Below are 17609 nucleotides of genomic sequence, written 5' to 3' on the forward strand. Positions count from 1 at the left end.
GGTGCAGTGGGCTATGGCGCCATGGTAGAGGGGTTTTGGGCACTCCGCAAGTATCAATACGATACTTCATATGTTCTGTGATCCGGCGCGGCGGGGCAGCGGCTGGGATCAAGGCTCCCGCCGGAACCGACCGGGTGCGATCGCGCCGGGACGTTTGAGCTTGATCCAGTCGCCGGACGGGCCGGCCGTGTAGGGGCTGCCCACGCGCTTGCCGACCATGCCCTCCAGCCGCAGCGCGAGCACCAGCGCCCAGAGCGCGGCCGGATCCGGGATGTCGTCAACGAAGAGCATCGCCGGGACCGTGGCCACCAGCTCGCGCAGCCGGGCCCGCCGCTCCTCCAGCGGCCGCGTGCGGATGTCTTCGCCATCATGGACCAGCAGGTCGAACATGCAATAGGTGGTGAGATCGGCGCCGGCAACCCAGCCCCGGCGCAGGGCGCGCGCGTGCAGGCGGTCGAAGTCACTCACGCCACGCGCATCGAGCACGGCGATCTCCCCGTCGATCACGTGGCGGCGCCCCGGCAAGCCCGCGAGCAGGGGGTGCAGCTCCGGAAACCACGCCGTGGCATCGGCGCCGTGGCGCGTGCGCAGCGCCACGGGCGCGGGCGGCGCGCGTCGCCGGCCGCTCGCCGCCGCGATCGCCACCCCCGCCGGCCCCGGCAGTGGGGCGGTGTCGGCGAGCAGCCGGTAACCATCCATTTTTGGCTGCCATTGCCACTCGCCCGTGGCCGGCAGACGGCGGACCGCCCGGGCCAGCATCGGGTCCAGTGCGGCCAAGGGCGGGGGTGGGGGCAGCAGGCGGCGGGGCACGCGTGGTCTCGCAAGCGACAAAGGCTGCGTCAAATTATTCCAGAAATATTCCCGCCGGCTGGCGGACGGCGGGCAGACATGGGCGGCGCTCGACGCGAGTTGCCGAGCGGCACGCATCGCGATTACCATCTGTTAGGTGCCAATTGCTCAGATTCATATGATAATTTGTCCAATTGGATGTAAAAAAAACATTAATTTACGTTGAGGTCGACAATGCAAAGGTTCTATGGTCGGGTGCGCGCACCGGAAACCGAGCGCGCCATGCTGGAAAGTCTGGGGATCGAGGTGGCGCCGCTGCGTGCCGAGGATGGCGAGTCGTTCTACGTGGCGATGGGCGAGGCCGCGCGCGCGCGTCTGGCCGAGCTGGCCGCCGATTTCCCGCACGGGCTGCACGCGCGCAGCCGCGACCTCGACGGACCGCTCGCGGTGGTGGTCATGACGCCGGCCGAGCGCGCCGGCGAGGCGGCGTGGCTCGATTTCCTCGAAGCGCATCCGGCGCTGCGTCGCCCGGCGTGGTTCAGCCTGCAGCGTGACGCGCTGGCCGGCAAGCAAGGCGCCTACTGCACGCCGCGCGAGCAGGTGCAGGCGGTGCTCGCGGCGCACGGCGAGTCGGCCGACCTGTCGCACATGCTGCATTACGCAAGCCTCGACCACCTCGCCGAGACCGTACGCGGCAGCCGGCACTGGGGCCAAGGCGAGATCTTCGTGTGCGCGATCGACGATGCGCGCTTTGTCATCCTGAAGCAGATCGCGCCGTCGAGCTGCGAGATGCTGACCCTCACGCATCACGGCTTTCACGACGTCCTCACCGCCTATCGCTATGAGCAGCAGGCACTGGTCGAGACCCTGCGCGACTATCTGCAGGTCGACCCCGAGCCGGCCCCGCGCTACGAGCAGCCGCCCGGCTACGAGATGGGCGGCTTCGTGGTCGGGCATGCGGCAAAGATGAACGGCAATCCTGCGACGGCTACCATCGTCGCCCTCGAAACGCGTGACGGTCGTCCCCTCGTGACGGTGCAGTACCCGACGCCACAGCGCGTGGACGCGCCCGAAGGGGCGACCAGCACGCGTTTTGAGACGGACTGGCGCTCCATCAGCGCGACGTGGCGACCGGCGCCCCGCGAGCGGGTGCTGCCGGTGCTGCCGACGTTCCGCGATGACGTGTTGCTCCGGCAGGGCACCACGGTGGAATTGCATGACCCGATCGCCGACGTGCTGCGCACCGGGGTGGTCGCCGACGACTACACCGTGGCGGACCGCACCGGCGGCAGGACGCTCACGATGCAGCCGGTGGCCGCCCACACGCCGCGCGTGAGCTTCACCGAGGACGACCTGCGCCGCATCGTGACGCCGGCCCCCGACAGCGAGAACTTTGTCAGGCGCCCCGCGCACACCTATCGAGTGGCGATGCTGTCGGTGTCGCCCGAGGGCGAGCGCGCGCCGCTGGGCGTGGTCTTTGCCCATGGCGCGTCGGCCGGCGACGCCGAGGTGCGGGCGTACGACCGCCTGTGGACGCCGGCGCTGCGCGCCGCGCGCTGCCAGCCCGCGTATCAGACCGAGGCCGTGCCGCGCTATGTGCATGGCGGCTGGGGCCACCTGTTTGCGGACGCCGGCGGCACCGAGCGCGACTGCCGCCTCGTGTTCGATCGCAACACCTACGCGCTCACGGCCCTGCAGGTCCGCCATGGTGCGAAAGGCTGGGGCCCGGCCACCGAGGCCGAGCGCGCGAGTGTCGAGGACAGTCTCGTGCACGCCAATCCCGAAGCGCTGTTCGGGCCGGCCCAGTGGGGCCTGTCCGAGTCCGATACGCCGCCGGCGTGGACGCGCGAGCCCGCCGCCGCGCCGCGCATGGCAGCGGCCGACCTCGCGCCCTGAGCGGCCCCTCACCGTGCCGGCGCACCCTTCACCACGCACTCTGGAATCCCGTATGCCCGATCCGATTCTCCATACGCCCGCTGGGCCGCTGGCGCTGACCGCCGAGCAGGAATGGCTGCTCCTGCAGGCAGGTCTGCTCTGCGAGCGCGATGCCCGCGCCACCTACGACCTCGACACGGGCCGCACCATGGCCGAACTCGTCGACGCATGCGCGGCCGGTGGCCAGCCGCTGGGCGCGGCCGTGCAGGTCTGGCTCGCCGCGCCGGCGCCGGTGGCGGCGCTCGCGTGCCGGCGCTATCTGGCGGTGTGGGATGCGAGCCACCTGCAGCCGGGCGAGCAGGTGGTGGACGCTGGCGCCTTCGGCGCGGCGGCCGGCTACAGCGCGGCCGACCGCCGCGCGATCGCGGCGCTGCCGCTGGGCGAGCTCTGGGAGTGTCCCGACCGGGGTCCGGCCCACACGGTGCGGCGCGTGGCCGACGCGCCGCCGGTGGCCGACCTCGCGCGCATGGTGACGATCGTGGGCGAGTTCGCCGACGCGGTCGGCAAGGCGCCGGCCGCGCCGGCACCGAGACCGGGCGCAGGGGCGGCGCCGGCGGCAGCGCAGGGCTGTGCGCATGACTACCAGCAGTCGCCTATGGGCTACTGGCGCTGCCAGTACTGTTCGCAGGAGCGCGCGGCGACGGCGGAGGAGACGGTGCCGTGGTGGCCCAGCGCGGCGGAACAGCAGCGTGCGAGCGAAGCGCGGGCGCGTCGCGCCGGGGACGACCCGCAGCCCTGAGGGTGCGCACGGGGGGCGGGCAGAACACCGGCCCGGCGTGCGCCTGCGGCCGCCGCGTGCCAGCCCCCCCGGAAAGCGCTGGCGTTCCGAGACGCCCCCCAACCAACTTGGAGTGGAACGATGCATCAGAACAAGCTGGACCTGAACCAAAACGCAGAGGAGCCGGCCGAGGCCGCGCTGGACGCTGCACGGGCGCGCCGCGACGCCGCGATCGCGGCCACGTTTGACGCGCAGGTCGAGCGGATGCGTGCCATGCGGCCCAGCGTGCGCTGGCATGCGGAGACCCGCCATCACGCCCGCGACGACGGCGAAGCGCTGCCCAGCGACACCCGGATTCTCTGGGGTGACCAGCTGCGCCCCGTGCTGGTGGGCACCGTGCTACGTGAAGGCAACCACCTGCTGCTCACCATCACCGATCGCTCGGGCGCTGCCCCGGTCGTCCACGAGCAGCGGTTCGCGACGCAGGATTTCATCTGAGCCACGCAGCCATGACAACAACGGCGCTGGCTGGCGCTGCTCGACAGCGTAAGCAGGTTTCTGCATTTAACCGCCGGGCATGCGCGCAGGGCTTCCGCCGGGCCGCCGGCCCGGTACTCGCTACCAAGAAAGCGCGCCCGTTACGAGACCGCGCTGCTTCTGCCGTTTTCGAGAATCCTGATGACTGAGCCCGACAACACGGTACTACTGGTGGACGTGATGCAGATGGTCACCTCGTTGCACCGCAAGGCCGAGGACATTGCCGACGGCGATCTGCTCGACCGGCTCTCGCGCTTCGTGGCCTTCGCCCGCGACACGCGGCGACACTGCCGCCGCAGTGGGCGAGACTTCTCCACCAAACTTCACCCATCCTAGCGAAGGAGCAACACATGCCACTTCAACTGGGCGCGTCTTGGGCGCTCCTTGCCGGCATCGCCATCACCCTCTATGCCCTGCAACGTGATCCCGCGCCTCTATCAGCGTCCACCATGCTTGCCGCCGTCGGCTGGGGCGTGCTGCCGCTCGCCGTCGTGGCCGCGCTCGGCGCGCTATGCCATGCGATCGCGCTGCGGCGTGCGCGCCGGGCCGAGCGCGCGCTGAAGGCCCAGCAGCTGGCGGTGGCCGCCGCCCACCCCGGGGCGCGCGCGACGCCGCTATCCAACGGACGTTGGCTGCTGGCCGATCTGGCCACCGGCAAGACCGTGGGGGAAGTGGATGCCCCCGCGTGAGTGGGTCGAGGCGCGCATCGCCGGCAACGATTGGGCCGGGCTGGACCTGCCGGCGCCCGAGGCGCTGCGCGCGACTCTGCTCTCGGGCGCCAGCACGACCGTGGCCGACCATTTCCTGCAGTATGACGACGGCGTCGTGTGGTACTGCAACCCCTACGGCGTCGATGGCCTCCTTGGCGCCGAGCCCGATCTCGCGCTGATGCGGCGCTTCCTGACAACCGTGGCACTGGGCCAGATCTACGGCCCGACGCCTGACACTTCCTCCCAGTAGCGATGACTCCCATTGAGCTGACCGCCGGCGGCGCGCGCATGCGCCTCTACCCCAACACCGACCTGTTGGTCGATGTCCCGCGCGAGGTCGCGCTGCACCTGTTCAGCCTCGTGTGCCGCTACAACGTTGCGCGCGGGCGTAGCTGGAATCGATTCTGGCGCGGCCTCAAGCAGATTGAGCGCGACATGACGGTGTTGTTCGTCGAGGCCAATGGCAAATGGGAAGATCCGCTGCCGGCCGAAGCGATGCTCGGCACGACGCTGTGGTACAGCGGACTGGCCGAGGATTTCCGCGCCGTCGCGCACAGCGGCCGGCGCCAGCCACTGACGGTGGCTGTCAAGAACGAGCTGGTGAGCCTCAGCGAAATCTACACCCGCGCCACCGTCTCCAAGGAGGCGCTGGCGAGCGCATGGAAGGAATCCTATCCGGGGATCTCCACGCTGCTGCAAGAACACGGGGTGTGGGCGCCGCTCTTCGACGAAGACCGGTGCTTCGAGACCGGACATGTGATCGCAGTCGTTGAAGCCGTGCTTCTCGCGCACGGCCATGATGTCGTGCAGCAGATAGAGGGTTGGAGCCACTTGGACCGCTGCCGCAATGATGCGGTGATTTTCGCGTCTTGCGTGAGGCAGCTGCTGCCCTGAAAACTAATCGAGCCGTGCGCGATTTCGCCAATGGCTTTGGTTAGACCGCCACCTTCTACCGGCAGATTGCGCCACTGGCGCTAATCGTGGCGTCTTGGGCTCAACAGCGGCTTAGAAGCGGAAGCCCTGTTTCACGTACCGGATGTGGGATTCGGTGAGGAGATTCGCCCGAAGTTTACCGGCCTTCTCCCAGCCATGGACCGTCTCCAGTGCGGTCAGGCGGTTGATGACCGGCCCAATCTCGTACTTGATGTAGAACGCTGCCACCTCTTCTGGCTTCATGCCACACTGCATGCCGAACCGGTGCAGGCCCATGCGGAGCGTGGGCTCGACCTGCTGGGTCTTCACGCCGGCCTTCTCCAGCGCCCAGTTGTTTCGCATGATCGCGACCATGCCTTTGAGCATCGCATTTTCCCCTCGTTGTGATCGCAGCATTCTAGTGCAGTACGGCGCCGGTGCGGCGACGCGGCGGGCGCGTTGTGCGGGGACGCTACGCCGGGGCTGGGGCGCAGCCTATCAGCATCGCTTACCGGCTGAAGTGCTTCCCAAGATACCGGGCAGCCGCGCGGTGTCGGACGGCGCCCGATACCGTCCCCACCGGGCCGGGCAGACACTGGTGCAATCACTTCAGGAGATTGCTATGCCGAGACAGGACCTTCACGTGGTACCGGCCGGCGACCGCTGGGCAGTAGAGGCCGTAGGCGGACGGCCGTGAGACGTTCGAGACACAGGACGAAGCCGTTGCGGCGGGCACCGGCCGCGCCAAGGCCAAGCAGGTCGAGCTGATCCATGGCCGGGACGGCCAGATCGGGGAGCGCAACAGCTTCGGTCACGACCCTCGGGACAAAAAGTGTTAAGCCCGGCATGTATGCGGCGTGGAAACGTCGGCGTAGCACTCCCGCCTGTGGGTAGTGGCTGCGCTATCATGAGTCGTGCACGGCAGGCGCCCGGGCCTGCCGTGCGGCGACGCGGGGCACTCCCGCCGCTGGGAGTTCATCATGGCTGCGCGATCTATCGCCTCCCTCTCGATCAGCTTCGGTTTGGTCTCCATCCCGGTGAAGGTTTTCTCCGCCACCGAGAGCAAGGCCGCGATCAGTTTCAATCTGCTGCACAAGTGCGGGTCCCGCCTGCGGCAGCAGTACATCTGCCAGAAGGAAGGCGTCATCGTCGAGCGCGCCGACATGGTCAAGGGCTACGAATTCGAGAAGGACCGGTACGTGCTGTTCACCCCGGAGGAGCTCAAGGCCTTGGAGGAAGCGGCCCAGCCGACCATCGACATTGTCGCGTTCATGCCGCTGGCGGCGATCGACCCGATCTACTACGACAAGGCCTACTACCTCGGCCCCGACAAGCGTGGGGCCAAGCCGTACAGTCTGCTCTCCGAAACGCTGCGCAGCACTGGCAAGTGCGCGCTGGCCAAATGGTCATGGAAGGGCAAGCAATACATGGTCCAGATCCGCGTCGGCGATGACGGGCTGATCCTGCAGCAGCTGCTGTATGCCGACGAGGTGCGTTCCATGGCAGATCTGCACGTGGAGACCGTCGACGTGTCGAGCGCTGAGCTGGCGCTGGCCAAGCAGCTCGTCGAGCAGAATGCGGTGGAAGGGTACGATCCGACTGAGTACAAGGACGAAGAGAAGCAACGCATCCTTGCCCAGATCGACCGCAAGGTTGCCGGCAAGGCCATCACGGTGGCCGAGACCCATGAGGCCGTCACCGGCGCCGAAGTGATCGATCTGATGGAGGCGCTGCGCAAGAGCATCGGACCGGCCAAAGCGGCACCAGCTGCAGCGAAGCCTCCGAAGGAAGGCAAGCCGCCAGCCCGGCGCACGGCGAAACGGACGGAAGCGGAGCGCGCGCCCGCCACGCCGGCTAAGCGGACCAGCAGAAAGCAAGCGTGATGCGTGCGTATACGATGCGCGACGTCATGGAGATTGTCGGCATGCCGCGCACAGCGGTGATGTCGCTGGTCGCGGCGGGCGTGGTCGCGCCCACCCGAGGCGATCGCGGCGAATATCGCTTCAGCTTTCGGGATCTCGTGGTGCTGCGTACGGCGCAGGCCTTGCGCCAGTCCAACATCTCCGCCGGCCGCATCCGGCGCTCGCTGCTGCGCTCGCAGTCCCTCGCGCACGGCCGTCCCACCTCGGCGATGTCGCTCAGGGCCGAAGGCAATGACGTCATCGCGCGGGCCCACGGCGCGGAATGGGTAGCCGACTCTGGTCAAATGCGACTGGCCCTTGGCGACCCCGCTGCAGACGACGGGGTCGTATCCCCGTTGCAGGCGAGCGCCAAGGATGCCTATGACGCCTATGAGGCGGCGCGGCAGCACGAAGCGCATCAGCGCGTCGCCGAAGCCGAATCGGCGTATCGCAATGCGATCCGGCTCGATCCCTCCCTCCATGCGGCGTGGCTGGACCTGAGCGCGCTGCTCTGCGATCAGGGCCATTGCGCCGAAGCGTTACAGGTGCTGGCCGACGCGCGTGCACAGTTTCCGTCGAGCACTGCCTTGCTGTTCAATCTCGGCCTCGCGCTCGAAGACAGCGGCGATGATGACGCTGCGATGCAGTCCTACCACGATTGCCTCGCTCTCGACCCGCAGAACGCCGACGCGCATTTCAATCTCGGACGCCTGTACGACCTCGCCGGACGTTCGCAGCAAGCGCTGCGGCACTACAGCCGTTATCGCGTGCTGACGCGCTGATTCCAAGTCTTCTCTGAAGGAGATCGCGCCGTTCGACGCCGTGCACAAGCCAGCATGAGCTGATAGCGTGTGCAACCGCGAATCAAGCCTGCAGACCAGCCGGCCGACGCACCCGCCGCTGGTGTGCGACGGCGAGACGCCGGCGTCGCTGGGCGTGCAGACACGCGCCGTGATCGCGCGGGTCGCCAAACCATCCCCCGCCTGAGTGCGAGGTCTGTACGCTAACGCACTGAACTTCCCTACCTTCGGTCTAATGTCTCACGGGATTGGCAGAGCCGAATTGTGGCGGTTCGGCTCAACCACGCGAGGAGACGACATCATGGAAGAAAAAGAGCTGCTGCCGCTCCGTCTGGCCGCCGTCACACAGGCGATTTCTGTTCACAACGACGGCGCCGATGACAAGACCGATCTGCACCTCTACCTGTCAGACGCCCACGGCGCTTACAAGGTCGTGATGTTGGCCAAGCAGCTCAGGCGCGGCGACGGCGTGACGGTGGATTTGTCCGCGCAGCAGATCAAGGCCACCGAGGCCGGCATCCTGTATCGCGGGCGCGATGGCGTCGGCCGCTATGTCTACGCCACGCCCGTTCCGGCCGGGCAGCACTTCAAAGCGCTGAGCTGCGGGTGGATCGCACACGTGGACGACGCGACGGTAGAAGAGTGGTATTTCGTGTCGGGAGCAACAATGCGCGTCGCTGCAGTGTCGCCGTCATGAGAGAAGGGTGCCGCGTGCGGTGCCCGGCAAACGATCCCTAGCGTGACCGCGCTCGGGCGCCATTGCCAGCCCCGTCCCGTCGCGCGATGCGCGGATCGGCTTGCCGCAGTCGTCTGCCAATGCCGCGTGGTAAGCGATCTATGGATCGTGACCAATCGACTTCATGGTCAGCAAAAATCCTTGTGGTTGAAAGTTGCACGCAGTGAAGGGCAGATGCTGCACCAATAGCGAGGGGGTCCTCATGTCCGATATCGATGTCGTCATTTGGGGTTACCGTGCAGACGCACCATTTAGCGTGAGCGTCGGACACGTGATGATTACGTACACGGGCACGCATGACGTCGTGCTCAGCCAGTTTCCCCATCGCCCCGGTACACCGCGCGTCGCGCGTGGCCCCAATATTTGCTTCACCTACGCACAGACAATCGCGGAAGAGGCGAGGCCGGCGAGCGCCATATATCGCTTGAAAGTGCCGAATCTCGCGGACTTCGAACAGACCGCACAGGGGCATCGCAGCCGTCTTGTATGGGACTGGGATCCGATGCAGCCGCAGGAGACGCATTGCGCGCGGTCCAGCTACGACAGTCTGAAAGCGGCCGCGTTCGACTTTGACCCACTGAACCAGTACGTCGCCATCAGCGGACAGCGCAAGCAGATCATCCCAAACACGCTTTGGGTGTTGCTTGACCGCTCAACCAACGCGACGTGCATGGAGCAGACCGAAGGCAATCTGCCCGAAAGCGAACGTCTTGCGTTCGAGGCCGATGTCTCACGGTATGTGCCTTTCAGTGACTGGCACAGCATGGAATATCGGCGGCGCATCGAATCAACGGAAGGATGGCGATAAGCACTGGCTGGCGCCAGCAGCGCAGGTCGTTCCCGAGACATGTAGTTCTACCGTGAGAATCGCCATGGCAACCGGCAACAAGACAGTCGCGATGTTCCTTGTAGGCGTGCTTGGCTTGGCCAGCGCAGCGCACGGCGACGAAAGCTGGAAAAAGGAAATCGGCATGAGCTGTAAGCGAAATCCGTCGCCCAGTCATGTCGTGAAAATTTATGCGCAAAGCTTGGCAAGGAAGCCGTGGACCTGTCACGTGATTTGTCCCTACCGGTTGCATGGCGGGATCACGGGACGCATTGAAGCCACGGTCACGGTGGAGGCCCGCACGAAGGGCCACCCGGTGTACAAATCCACCGTGAAAGACGTCTCGACCGTCGGGCTGGTCGAGTTCGACTGTTATTGAAGACAGATACGATGGCGCCACCCTTCGGTGGCTTCATCGGGCGCCGTACGCCAGCCCCCGGAAAACCCGGCTGTTATGGGGGCCGGGTCAGCCGGGACGGCCCTTGTTCTGAATGTACTTCGCCGCCTTGGCCGCAAGCGCGGCGTGGTCCGGCGGGTACAGGGTGGTGAGCGCCAGCTCGATCATCGCGAGAATGTCGCGAATGTCCTTGTGATCAGCGACGCCAGCGTGGCTGCCCGCGTTGCCGACCCACTTCGCGGCCATCAGGAAATCGGCTACCCCGGGTTGTTGCTTGCCGAATGCCACCAGACGATCGTGCAGGCTGCCGCTTGCTGGCATCTGCTGCGCGTCCATCAGCCGCTCCAGCGCCACGCGGATGGCATTGGCCGCGAGTCCGGGCGCGCTCCAGTACGTCGCGAAGGCCGGATCCAGCGCTGCGCGCACGGGCGCCGGACACGCCGGCGTGAGCGCGATTAGCGGCACCGGCGGCACGAAATACTTGGGGTAGAACACTTCCACCGTGTGCTCGGTCCCTTCGATCTCCCACTCCTCGGGCCCATACGCGCCAATCGCCATCACGCGATCGCCGCAGTGCCGGCATTGCAGGGTCATGGTGTACCGCCCGGTGTCATCGCCGGCTGTGAAACCGTAGTCGGGCGTCTGCATCCGGCGCTGGGACTCGTAGTCGGCTTCGGTGCGCAGGCTGTCGGCGACCAGTTGCAGGGTACCGGCGGCGCAGGCCGAGCGGGTGCAGCGCCAGTGCGGCAGATCTTCGCGGGTGTGGTAGATCTGGAAGTGTTCGGGATGCATGGGGCGGCTGGGACAGGGGAATGAGGCGCGGCGGCGCATTGTCGCACAGCGTGAGATGCCACGGGGCGGGGCGAGCGGCCATCGCCCAGCCGCTCACATCGGCCGACTCACCTGCGTGCTGCGCACGCCCTTGTACTCGTCGTGCTTCTTGATGGTGGCGCGGAACGTGATGACCGCGCCCAGCGTGCCAAGCGCCTTGTTGCCGACGTAGGTCACGAGGTCATCGCCGCAGCGCACCTTGGTGATCCACGGGCTGAACTCGTCCTTCTGGTAGGCCGTGACCACTTCGCCGGTGAAGTCGCGGCGCTCGCCCACGGTGCCGAGGAAGTTCGACTGCGCATCGAGCGCCGCGCGCTCGGCGCGTGCGGCGTCGCGCTTCGCGATCAATCCCTTCTCCAGTGCCGCGCCCATGCAGGCAGCCGCCAGTGCGGCCTTGACATAGTCCTGCTCCGCGTCTCGGATCTTGTCGGCCCAGTACAGGAGGTAGGCGTCGGGTGCCTCGGCGATTGGTGTCTCGGCGTGCTTGCCGAACGGGAAGAATCCGGCCTCGATGCGCTCGACCGTGCGCGTATCGCGCACCGACAGACGACCCCGGCGCTTGAACGCTTCGCGCTCGGGCGCGTCGTCAAACACGATCTGGAAGGTGTCGCTCTCGCCGATACGCTCGCGCATCGCCTCGACGTACACGGCGGCCTTCTCGGCGGCGCGCGTCTCGTCGGCGGCCAGCGTGCAGACGTAGAAATCTGGCATGAAGGCAGACGCCGCTGCGCTGGCGCCCACGGCGTCACGGCGGCAGCGTAGTGTATAGAACGCACCCTTGCGGCCGGTCGAGATGTAGTAGGTCTGTACGATCATGGCGGGAATCCGGAAGTGGACGAGCGGCGTTCGGTCGCAACGGGCGGCTCAGGCCGCGAGTGCCCTGAGCTTGGCCAGCAGCTCGCTGGCCTGATGCACGTTGCAGCGGCACGCCGGCGTCTTGGCCTTCATGGCATCGACGTCCCGGTTGTACTGCGCGCGGGCTTCGTCAGAAATGCGGCCAAAGCGCCCGGCGCGCGGGCCGTTGCCCAAGACCTGCTGCATGTGGCGCTGGTGCAGCTCTACCGGGCAATCGCGCTCGTGACGCGGCGCGGCAAGCAGCCGGCCGAACGTGCCGATCACTTCCTTGGCCAGTGCGCGCTGGCCTGACTCATACGACGGCTGGTCCATGGTTCTAGTCTCCGGAGGCGCGTCCCAATCCGAGACGGGAAGCGGTACATGATGGGAGGATCTTAAAGTATCAATACGATACTTGCAAGTCCCGTCGCGCGATGCTGGCATACAGGCGGGCGACCCGGGGTGGCCACTCCCGCCGCTACCCGCAGCGGCGGCACGCACGTCAGCCGAGCGCCAGCGCTCTGGCGATGACCCGGCGCGTCTTGGCCGTTCCGATGCAGACGCCGTCCACGCGATATCCCGCCCAAGCGGTGCCAGTGTGCTGGACATGGCCGACTGGTCGGCCGTGGTACAGGACGTGGTACACGTTGCCTGCGCGCTGGTACGCGATGTCATTCGCAGGAGACTCCATGGCGGGTTGGCACGTCACGCGGCGGATCACTGAAACTCGACGATGGTGCATTCGTCGGCGAAGGCCAGATGACGCTGGACCATGCGCGTGAGCGCCGCCTGCGCACGGGCGTGCGAGCGGTAAGGCTGGGCCGCCTGCTGCTCGCTTCGGGCCGCGACAAAGCGCCGGCCATCCCACCACCGGCGCGTCGTGACGTCGACGCCCTCGCACTGCTGCACACGGTCGCGGGCAATGCAGAAGGTCGACGGGACGTGCTCCTGATCGACGATGCGCTTGGCTTCGCCAAAGCTCACCGCCCAGTCGTGGGTGCCGTCGAGGCGATAGACCCGCCATAGGCCATGGTCGCCAAAGGCCCGGAGGATCCGGCGGGAGCGGTATTCATAGTGACCGGCGCTGAGGCGCTTGGCGCGTGGCATGGTGCGTTTCCTGTCTGGTGTGCGGTCGGGGCGGGCGCTCAGGCCTGCCGGTACTGGTGGGCGGCGAGCGGGGCAATGTTCAGGACCCGGAAATGCGTGAGGTCGTGGTAGGCCGCGTACGCGTCGGCCTTGCCCTCGGCCATGGCCAGACTGTCGGCCTCGACGTCGAGCTGACCGTCCCCGCGCCGCTCGGCGCCGAAAGAAGATGCGCCACTGGTCAGCGTCCGGCGCGATGGCTGCAATGGCGGCATCGAGCTGCGCCCGCAGGTCGGCGTAGCGCGGATGCATGAGGCGCATGTTGACGCTGCGCCCGTCGCGGTAGCGTGCGACGGTGTACTCGCCGTCAAATACGTGGTAGCGCTGGGTCGCCGAGTAGACCGTGAACATCGGCTTGTCACCGAGCCAGCTGCTCAGGTGGGCTTGCATCGGGTGGGCGTTGGGCATGGCGTGGGCTTCCGGTGGGTCAGACTGGGGTGTAGCCGAAGCGCGCGATATAGGCGTGGCACGCGTCGGCGGTGGCGAGCTGCACGATGTTGTGGAGCGCACGGCCCTCGGCATGCTTTTCCACGGCCCACTGCTGCGCGTCGTCCGTGCTGGTGCAACCATCGCACAGCAGCGGTTCACAGTCGACGATGGTCGCGGTGACGTCCGTGAAGATCAGCACGATGAATCGGTCCATGGCGGGAAGTCCTAAGCAGTGGGGCGTGGGTCAGAGCGGGTCGTGGATCGCTTCCACGGTGGCGCGATCGCGCACCACGTACTGGGCGTGGGCAAAGGCCGAGCAGAACTTGTCCGCATCATGGTGATCGTTGAAGCCTGCCACGATGTGCTTGGTGTCCTTGTGAATGGCGTACCACGCGAAGACGGTCGGCATCGGTTCTGTCCTTGTTCAAGCCCTTGCGCCGAAGTGTGCGGCGCGGTGTTGGAACGAAGCTTAGAACACTCAATGAGTGTTATGCAAGGGCTCGGTAAAAAAATCTTGGCGTAAATAGAAAACTATTGACACAAAGAAATGCGCCGCCCTACGATGCGAGCCATGACATCAAACCGCCGTCACCCGGGGCGAGACCCTTGGATGGCGCACCATCGAGGACATCAGCATGGCCAACAAGCATTTCGTGATCGCGCTGGACCGCACCTATGCGCCCAATGTGGGCGGGGTGGAGAAGGGCACCGTGATCTCGGCGCACGCCGAACTGGAGCCGGCGCGCGCCAAAGTCGACAAGCACAACCGCTACAACCACGCGTCGCCGCACAAGCCGCTCTTCGGGATCGTGCAGAGCCACACGGCGCTGACCAAGGGCGAGGCCTATCCCGCGCTCGCGGACCAGTGCCTCGCCGAGCGGTTCGACGCCGACGCGATGCGCGCCATGAAGTGCGTGCTCAATCCCAACTGGCAGGGCGGCCGGCCGGTGACCGACGACGACATCGGCTGGATGCTCGAATGGCTTGGCATGCCACTGGACCTGCTGCGCATCCAGTACGAGGCGCGGGCGCAGGCCGAGCTCGACGCCATGCACGTGAACCGGATCGAACTGGCCGAACAGACGGCGCGGGTGCGCGCGGTCGGGCAGGCGCTGGCCACCGAGCGCAGCCAGTTCACCTATGCGTTTCCGGCTGTGGCCGGCATGCAGGCGGGTCGCGCCTACTACGCGGCGCAGGTGCCCTATAGCGCGCTGGTGAAGCTCTACACGTTCGACGCGGAGGAAGCGGTGCCGGCGCACCTGCGGGCGCAACGGGTGCTCAACGAGCGTCGTGCCGAGGCGATCGGCGAGTACGTCGTCGCGAACCCCACCGGCTACGTGCTGCCGGCGATCACGGCCAGTGTGTCGGCCGAGATGTCCTTCGAGCCGACGCCCGTGCCGGGCGCGGGCGGGCGCATTGGCCTCTTGCACATCCCGATGGATGCGACGCTGCTCATCAACGATGGCCAGCATCGGCGGCGCGGGATCGAGCAGGCGCTCGCGCGCCGGCCGGAACTGCGCGACGAGACCATCACGGTCACCATCTATTTCGATGAAGGGCTGGAGCGCTCGCAGCAGATGTTCGCGGACATCAACGGCCGGCAGGTCAAGCCCTCGTCGGCGATCAATGCACTGTACGACCGGCGCAACCCGTTCAATGCGTGGGTGCTGTCGGTGATCGATCTGGTGCCCGGCGTGCGGCCCCGCATCGAGGTGGAGAATTCAACGGTGCCGGCCAAGTCGACCAAGCTGTGGAGCCTGATCGCCTTCAAGAAATTCCTGTCCCTGCTCACGGGCGTGACCGAGAACAACGTGACGACGATCGAGGCGGCCAAGCTGCAGGAGATCGACACGTTCCTGCTGGCCTTCTTCGAGGCTTGCGCGACGCACATCCCGAGCTGGCGCGCCATGATGGCGGGGGATATCGCCGCCTACGAGGTGCGCGAATCGCTGGTGATCGGTCACACCGTGTGGCTGGAGGCGCTGGCGACGTTCGCGCGGCGCGCGCTCTTTACCGGCTACGTGATGCACCACGGCGAGACCGAGACCGGCGTGATCCGGCCCGAACTCGCGCTGTGGGAGCGCATGGAGGCGCTGGCCAAGATCGACCCGCACAAGGCGTGCCGCATGTGGGAGGGCCGCTGCGTGGTGCTGGGCAAGATGCAGAAGACCAGTGACGGCATCAAGGGCACGGTCATCCGCCTGCTGCGTCTGGCCAACGTGTCGCTGACGCCCGAGCTCCACACGCTCGCCAAGCGGCTGGAAGCCTGAGGTTCTCCCTTTCACTGTTATCCACGAGGAACACCATGCCACAGATCCCTAGCGCCGAAGCCCTGCGCCACGCGCGCGCAGCACTGGCCACCGAGACCGAGACCATTGCCAAGGCGGGCGGCCGCGCGCCGGTCACCGACCCCGTCATCACGCCGTTCGTGCGCGCCCTGCGCGCCGGTGGCTTCACGATCCAGACGAGCGCCAGCGGGTGCGACGCGCTGGGCACCTGCCCGGCGTGCCAGAACCGGTATCTCTACACGGCGCTGCGCGCCGGGTTGGCGCACGCGGTGTGTCCACATTGTCGCGACGCGGCGGATCGCAAGGCGGCGGTGGCCGGGGCGGCAAGGGCGTCGGCCGGACCGTGCCCGCCCGACCGGGTAGGATGGCGGGGGGCGGCGATCGCTGCCCCCCCGGCTTAACGACTGCACCCATGACGACTTCCGATGCACCGGATTCTCCGGACTATCCCCTGACCGCCGAGATGCTGGCGGCGATGCTGCGCGTGACGCGCATCACGAGCCCGGCGATGCAGCAGGCGCTGCACGATCATCTGGTGGCGGGCGACACGCTGACGGCCGCCGCCGAACGCCACGACTACGCCAAGCAGCAGCTCGGCGTGCATGCCCGCCTCATCCGCGACAAGATCAAGCCCGCCTTCGATGCGTACGCGAGTCTCGCGCGCGCGCCGCGCAAGCGCCGATCCTGAGCGGTGCGGACGGCGGTACGCGCGCGGCCCGCTGGCGTGAGCAAGGTGCTGACAGCCGCCACCACTGGGCGATGCGCCTCGGCCTGCCCGGCGACTGGCCCGTCGTTCATGGGAAAATGGTGGTCCCCATTTCGACCGTACCCCAGTCATGATCGACTTGATCCAAGCCGTGCAATCGGTGTTCGACAAGGGTGCCCGTGCTGACCTGCAGCGCTGGCTGGCGCCGCTGCCACGCGGCGCGTTCTGGCACGTCATCTCCGACTATGTGTTCGAGGATCCAAAAAAGAACGACACGGCTGCCTTCGTGCTGCTGCTGCACCACGACCAGCTCGATACCATCCTCGACTACCTCCAGCACATCGCCCCGAAGGACATCAAGGAGACCCGGGCGCCTGCCGAAGGCATGCTCAGGTACCTGAACTCGCCAGTGGTCTTCACGGTCAGCTTCGTGCTGGACGACGACTCCCGCTTTCTGCAGCCATTCGCGCGGCTGGAGGATATGGTGGCCCAGCTCGAAGAGTTCGAGACCATCGCGGATCATATGGCGGCGCTGTCCGGGGACGCGCAGCAGGCGTACTTCGTGGCGGTCAGGAAACGCCTTACGGCCTTCGCCCGGGACCTGCGTCAGAAAGGTAACCAGAAGCTCGCCCGCAAGATGTTCCTCGTCGCGGCGTTCGCGGCCTTGCTGCTCGACTATCTGGATCAGGTGGCCGAGCCGAAAGCCATCGGCTGGACCTCCGATCGGGACGCGATGCTTGAGCGCCATGACGGCATCGTGTGGGATATCGCGTCGCTGATGTTCTACGCCATGAAGTCATCCCGTGCCGCGCCCGGCACGACCACCGTCGACCGGCCGCAGCTCATTCACGTGACCCAGTCTCCCACGGGCGACAACCATCTGGACCCGCTCATCCGCATGGCCGACTACATGGCGGGTACGGTGGCGGACATGGACCTCGCGGGCTGGGGCTTTACCCATCCGAAGTTCGAGGCAGTGGCGCAGGCCTGTCTGCTCGATGCGCCCAACCACGTCGTGCTCTCCGTGGCATGGGTGGGCGATGGCTTCCGGGTGCGACGGCTCGCCGTCCGCAGCGACCCTTCGGCGGACGCACCGGTCGTGTAGGCGCCGCGCGAT

General features: G+C 66.9%; 26 protein-coding genes and 1 pseudogene. 18 read left to right on the plus strand and 9 right to left on the minus strand.

Annotated features, from left to right (window positions below; translation table 11 throughout):
- Positions 1-108 precede the first annotated feature (108 nt).
- Complete coding sequence (locus tag ACREYQ_RS29845; protein WP_432262903.1) at positions 109-777, minus strand: hypothetical protein; 669 nt, start codon at positions 775-777, stop codon at positions 109-111.
- A 246-nt stretch (positions 778-1023) separates the two neighbouring features.
- On the opposite strand from ACREYQ_RS29845, the gene ACREYQ_RS29850 reads away from it, so the two are divergent.
- The 7 genes from ACREYQ_RS29850 (at position 1024) to ACREYQ_RS29880 (ending at position 5583) form a co-directional block, all read left to right on the plus strand.
- Entirely contained in the window at positions 1024-2685 is a 1662-nt protein-coding gene (locus ACREYQ_RS29850) for a hypothetical protein (protein WP_432262904.1), read from the plus strand.
- Positions 2686-2737: 52 nt separating this feature from the next.
- Positions 2738-3463, plus strand: a complete 726-nt coding sequence (locus tag ACREYQ_RS29855) for a hypothetical protein (protein ID WP_432262905.1) — start codon at positions 2738-2740, stop codon at positions 3461-3463.
- Positions 3464-3583: 120 nt separating this feature from the next.
- On the plus strand, positions 3584-3940 hold the full coding sequence (locus ACREYQ_RS29860) for a hypothetical protein (protein WP_432262906.1): 357 nt from the start codon (positions 3584-3586) through the stop codon (positions 3938-3940).
- Between the two features lie 180 nt (positions 3941-4120).
- Entirely contained in the window at positions 4121-4315 is a 195-nt protein-coding gene (locus ACREYQ_RS29865; protein WP_432262907.1) for a hypothetical protein, read from the plus strand.
- Between the two features lie 14 nt (positions 4316-4329).
- A complete protein-coding gene (locus ACREYQ_RS29870) occupies positions 4330-4668 on the plus strand; it encodes a hypothetical protein (RefSeq protein ID WP_432262908.1) in 339 nt (112 codons plus the stop codon).
- A complete protein-coding gene (locus ACREYQ_RS29875; protein ID WP_432262909.1) occupies positions 4655-4939 on the plus strand; it encodes a hypothetical protein in 285 nt (94 codons plus the stop codon). Before ACREYQ_RS29870 ends, ACREYQ_RS29875 begins: the two co-directional genes overlap by 14 nt.
- 2 nt (positions 4940-4941) lie before the next feature.
- Positions 4942-5583 (plus strand): hypothetical protein, encoded by a 642-nt coding sequence (locus ACREYQ_RS29880; RefSeq protein WP_432262910.1) that lies wholly within the window; start codon positions 4942-4944, stop codon positions 5581-5583.
- A gap of 111 nt (positions 5584-5694) precedes the next feature.
- On the opposite strand, the gene ACREYQ_RS29885 is transcribed toward ACREYQ_RS29880, so the two are convergent.
- On the minus strand, positions 5695-5988 hold the full coding sequence (locus tag ACREYQ_RS29885) for a hypothetical protein (protein WP_432262911.1): 294 nt from the start codon (positions 5986-5988) through the stop codon (positions 5695-5697).
- 359 nt (positions 5989-6347) lie between these two features.
- Here ACREYQ_RS29885 and ACREYQ_RS29890 point away from each other — a divergent pair.
- The 7 genes and pseudogenes from ACREYQ_RS29890 to ACREYQ_RS29920 form a co-directional block, all read left to right on the plus strand.
- A pseudogene (locus tag ACREYQ_RS29890) lies at positions 6348-6440 on the plus strand (DUF2188 domain-containing protein); the annotation flags it as partial.
- A gap of 141 nt (positions 6441-6581) precedes the next feature.
- A complete protein-coding gene (locus ACREYQ_RS29895; RefSeq protein ID WP_432263076.1) occupies positions 6582-7484 on the plus strand; it encodes a Ku protein in 903 nt (300 codons plus the stop codon).
- Positions 7484-8284 (plus strand): tetratricopeptide repeat protein, encoded by an 801-nt coding sequence (locus ACREYQ_RS29900; RefSeq protein WP_432262912.1) that lies wholly within the window; start codon positions 7484-7486, stop codon positions 8282-8284. The genes ACREYQ_RS29895 and ACREYQ_RS29900 overlap by 1 nt, the downstream gene beginning before the upstream one ends.
- Positions 8285-8351: 67 nt before the next feature.
- The gene (locus ACREYQ_RS29905; protein WP_432262913.1) at positions 8352-8489 is read left to right on the plus strand and encodes a hypothetical protein; all 138 of its coding nucleotides are present in this window, start codon (positions 8352-8354) and stop codon (positions 8487-8489) included.
- Between the two features lie 114 nt (positions 8490-8603).
- Positions 8604-8999 carry a hypothetical protein gene (locus tag ACREYQ_RS29910; RefSeq protein WP_432262914.1) on the plus strand — a complete coding sequence of 132 codons (396 nt, stop codon included), beginning with the start codon at positions 8604-8606 and terminating at the stop codon, positions 8997-8999.
- Positions 9000-9240: 241 nt separating this feature from the next.
- Positions 9241-9846 (plus strand): hypothetical protein, encoded by a 606-nt coding sequence (locus ACREYQ_RS29915; RefSeq protein ID WP_432262915.1) that lies wholly within the window; start codon positions 9241-9243, stop codon positions 9844-9846.
- 64 nt (positions 9847-9910) lie between these two features.
- On the plus strand, positions 9911-10243 hold the full coding sequence (locus tag ACREYQ_RS29920; RefSeq protein WP_432262916.1) for a hypothetical protein: 333 nt from the start codon (positions 9911-9913) through the stop codon (positions 10241-10243).
- A gap of 87 nt (positions 10244-10330) precedes the next feature.
- Here the strand turns inward: ACREYQ_RS29920 and ACREYQ_RS29925 are convergent, their stop codons facing one another.
- The 7 genes from ACREYQ_RS29925 to ACREYQ_RS29955 all read right to left on the minus strand — a co-directional run bounded on the left by ACREYQ_RS29925 (position 10331) and on the right by ACREYQ_RS29955 (position 13907).
- The gene (locus tag ACREYQ_RS29925; protein WP_432262917.1) at positions 10331-11053 is read right to left on the minus strand and encodes a DUF4145 domain-containing protein; all 723 of its coding nucleotides are present in this window, start codon (positions 11051-11053) and stop codon (positions 10331-10333) included.
- Between the two features lie 93 nt (positions 11054-11146).
- Positions 11147-11908: a hypothetical protein gene (locus ACREYQ_RS29930; protein WP_432262918.1), complete on the minus strand. Its 762-nt coding sequence runs from the start codon at positions 11906-11908 to the stop codon at positions 11147-11149.
- A 48-nt stretch (positions 11909-11956) separates the two neighbouring features.
- Positions 11957-12259 carry a hypothetical protein gene (locus ACREYQ_RS29935; RefSeq protein ID WP_432262919.1) on the minus strand — a complete coding sequence of 101 codons (303 nt, stop codon included), beginning with the start codon at positions 12257-12259 and terminating at the stop codon, positions 11957-11959.
- Positions 12260-12643: 384 nt separating this feature from the next.
- Positions 12644-13033, minus strand: coding sequence for a hypothetical protein (locus ACREYQ_RS29940; RefSeq protein WP_432262920.1), 390 nt, complete (start codon positions 13031-13033; stop codon positions 12644-12646).
- Positions 13034-13071: 38 nt separating this feature from the next.
- Positions 13072-13284, minus strand: a complete 213-nt coding sequence (locus ACREYQ_RS29945) for a hypothetical protein (RefSeq protein ID WP_432262921.1) — start codon at positions 13282-13284, stop codon at positions 13072-13074.
- 212 nt (positions 13285-13496) lie between these two features.
- Positions 13497-13712 (minus strand): hypothetical protein, encoded by a 216-nt coding sequence (locus tag ACREYQ_RS29950; protein ID WP_432262922.1) that lies wholly within the window; start codon positions 13710-13712, stop codon positions 13497-13499.
- 30 nt (positions 13713-13742) lie between these two features.
- On the minus strand, positions 13743-13907 hold the full coding sequence (locus ACREYQ_RS29955; protein WP_432262923.1) for a hypothetical protein: 165 nt from the start codon (positions 13905-13907) through the stop codon (positions 13743-13745).
- A 226-nt stretch (positions 13908-14133) separates the two neighbouring features.
- On the opposite strand from ACREYQ_RS29955, the gene ACREYQ_RS29960 reads away from it, so the two are divergent.
- The 4 genes from ACREYQ_RS29960 to ACREYQ_RS29975 all read left to right on the plus strand — a co-directional run bounded on the left by ACREYQ_RS29960 (position 14134) and on the right by ACREYQ_RS29975 (position 17597).
- A complete protein-coding gene (locus tag ACREYQ_RS29960) occupies positions 14134-15768 on the plus strand; it encodes a DNA sulfur modification protein DndB (RefSeq protein WP_432262924.1) in 1635 nt (544 codons plus the stop codon).
- A gap of 35 nt (positions 15769-15803) precedes the next feature.
- Positions 15804-16187, plus strand: a complete 384-nt coding sequence (locus tag ACREYQ_RS29965) for a hypothetical protein (RefSeq protein ID WP_432262925.1) — start codon at positions 15804-15806, stop codon at positions 16185-16187.
- Positions 16188-16198: 11 nt separating this feature from the next.
- Positions 16199-16474 (plus strand): hypothetical protein, encoded by a 276-nt coding sequence (locus ACREYQ_RS29970; RefSeq protein ID WP_432262926.1) that lies wholly within the window; start codon positions 16199-16201, stop codon positions 16472-16474.
- Positions 16475-16622: 148 nt separating this feature from the next.
- Positions 16623-17597, plus strand: coding sequence for a hypothetical protein (locus ACREYQ_RS29975; protein WP_432262927.1), 975 nt, complete (start codon positions 16623-16625; stop codon positions 17595-17597).
- Positions 17598-17609: the final 12 nt, after the last annotated feature.

This window comes from Cupriavidus sp. TMH.W2, from assembly GCF_050847365.1.
In the GTDB taxonomy this organism is placed as follows: domain Bacteria; phylum Pseudomonadota; class Gammaproteobacteria; order Burkholderiales; family Burkholderiaceae; genus Cupriavidus.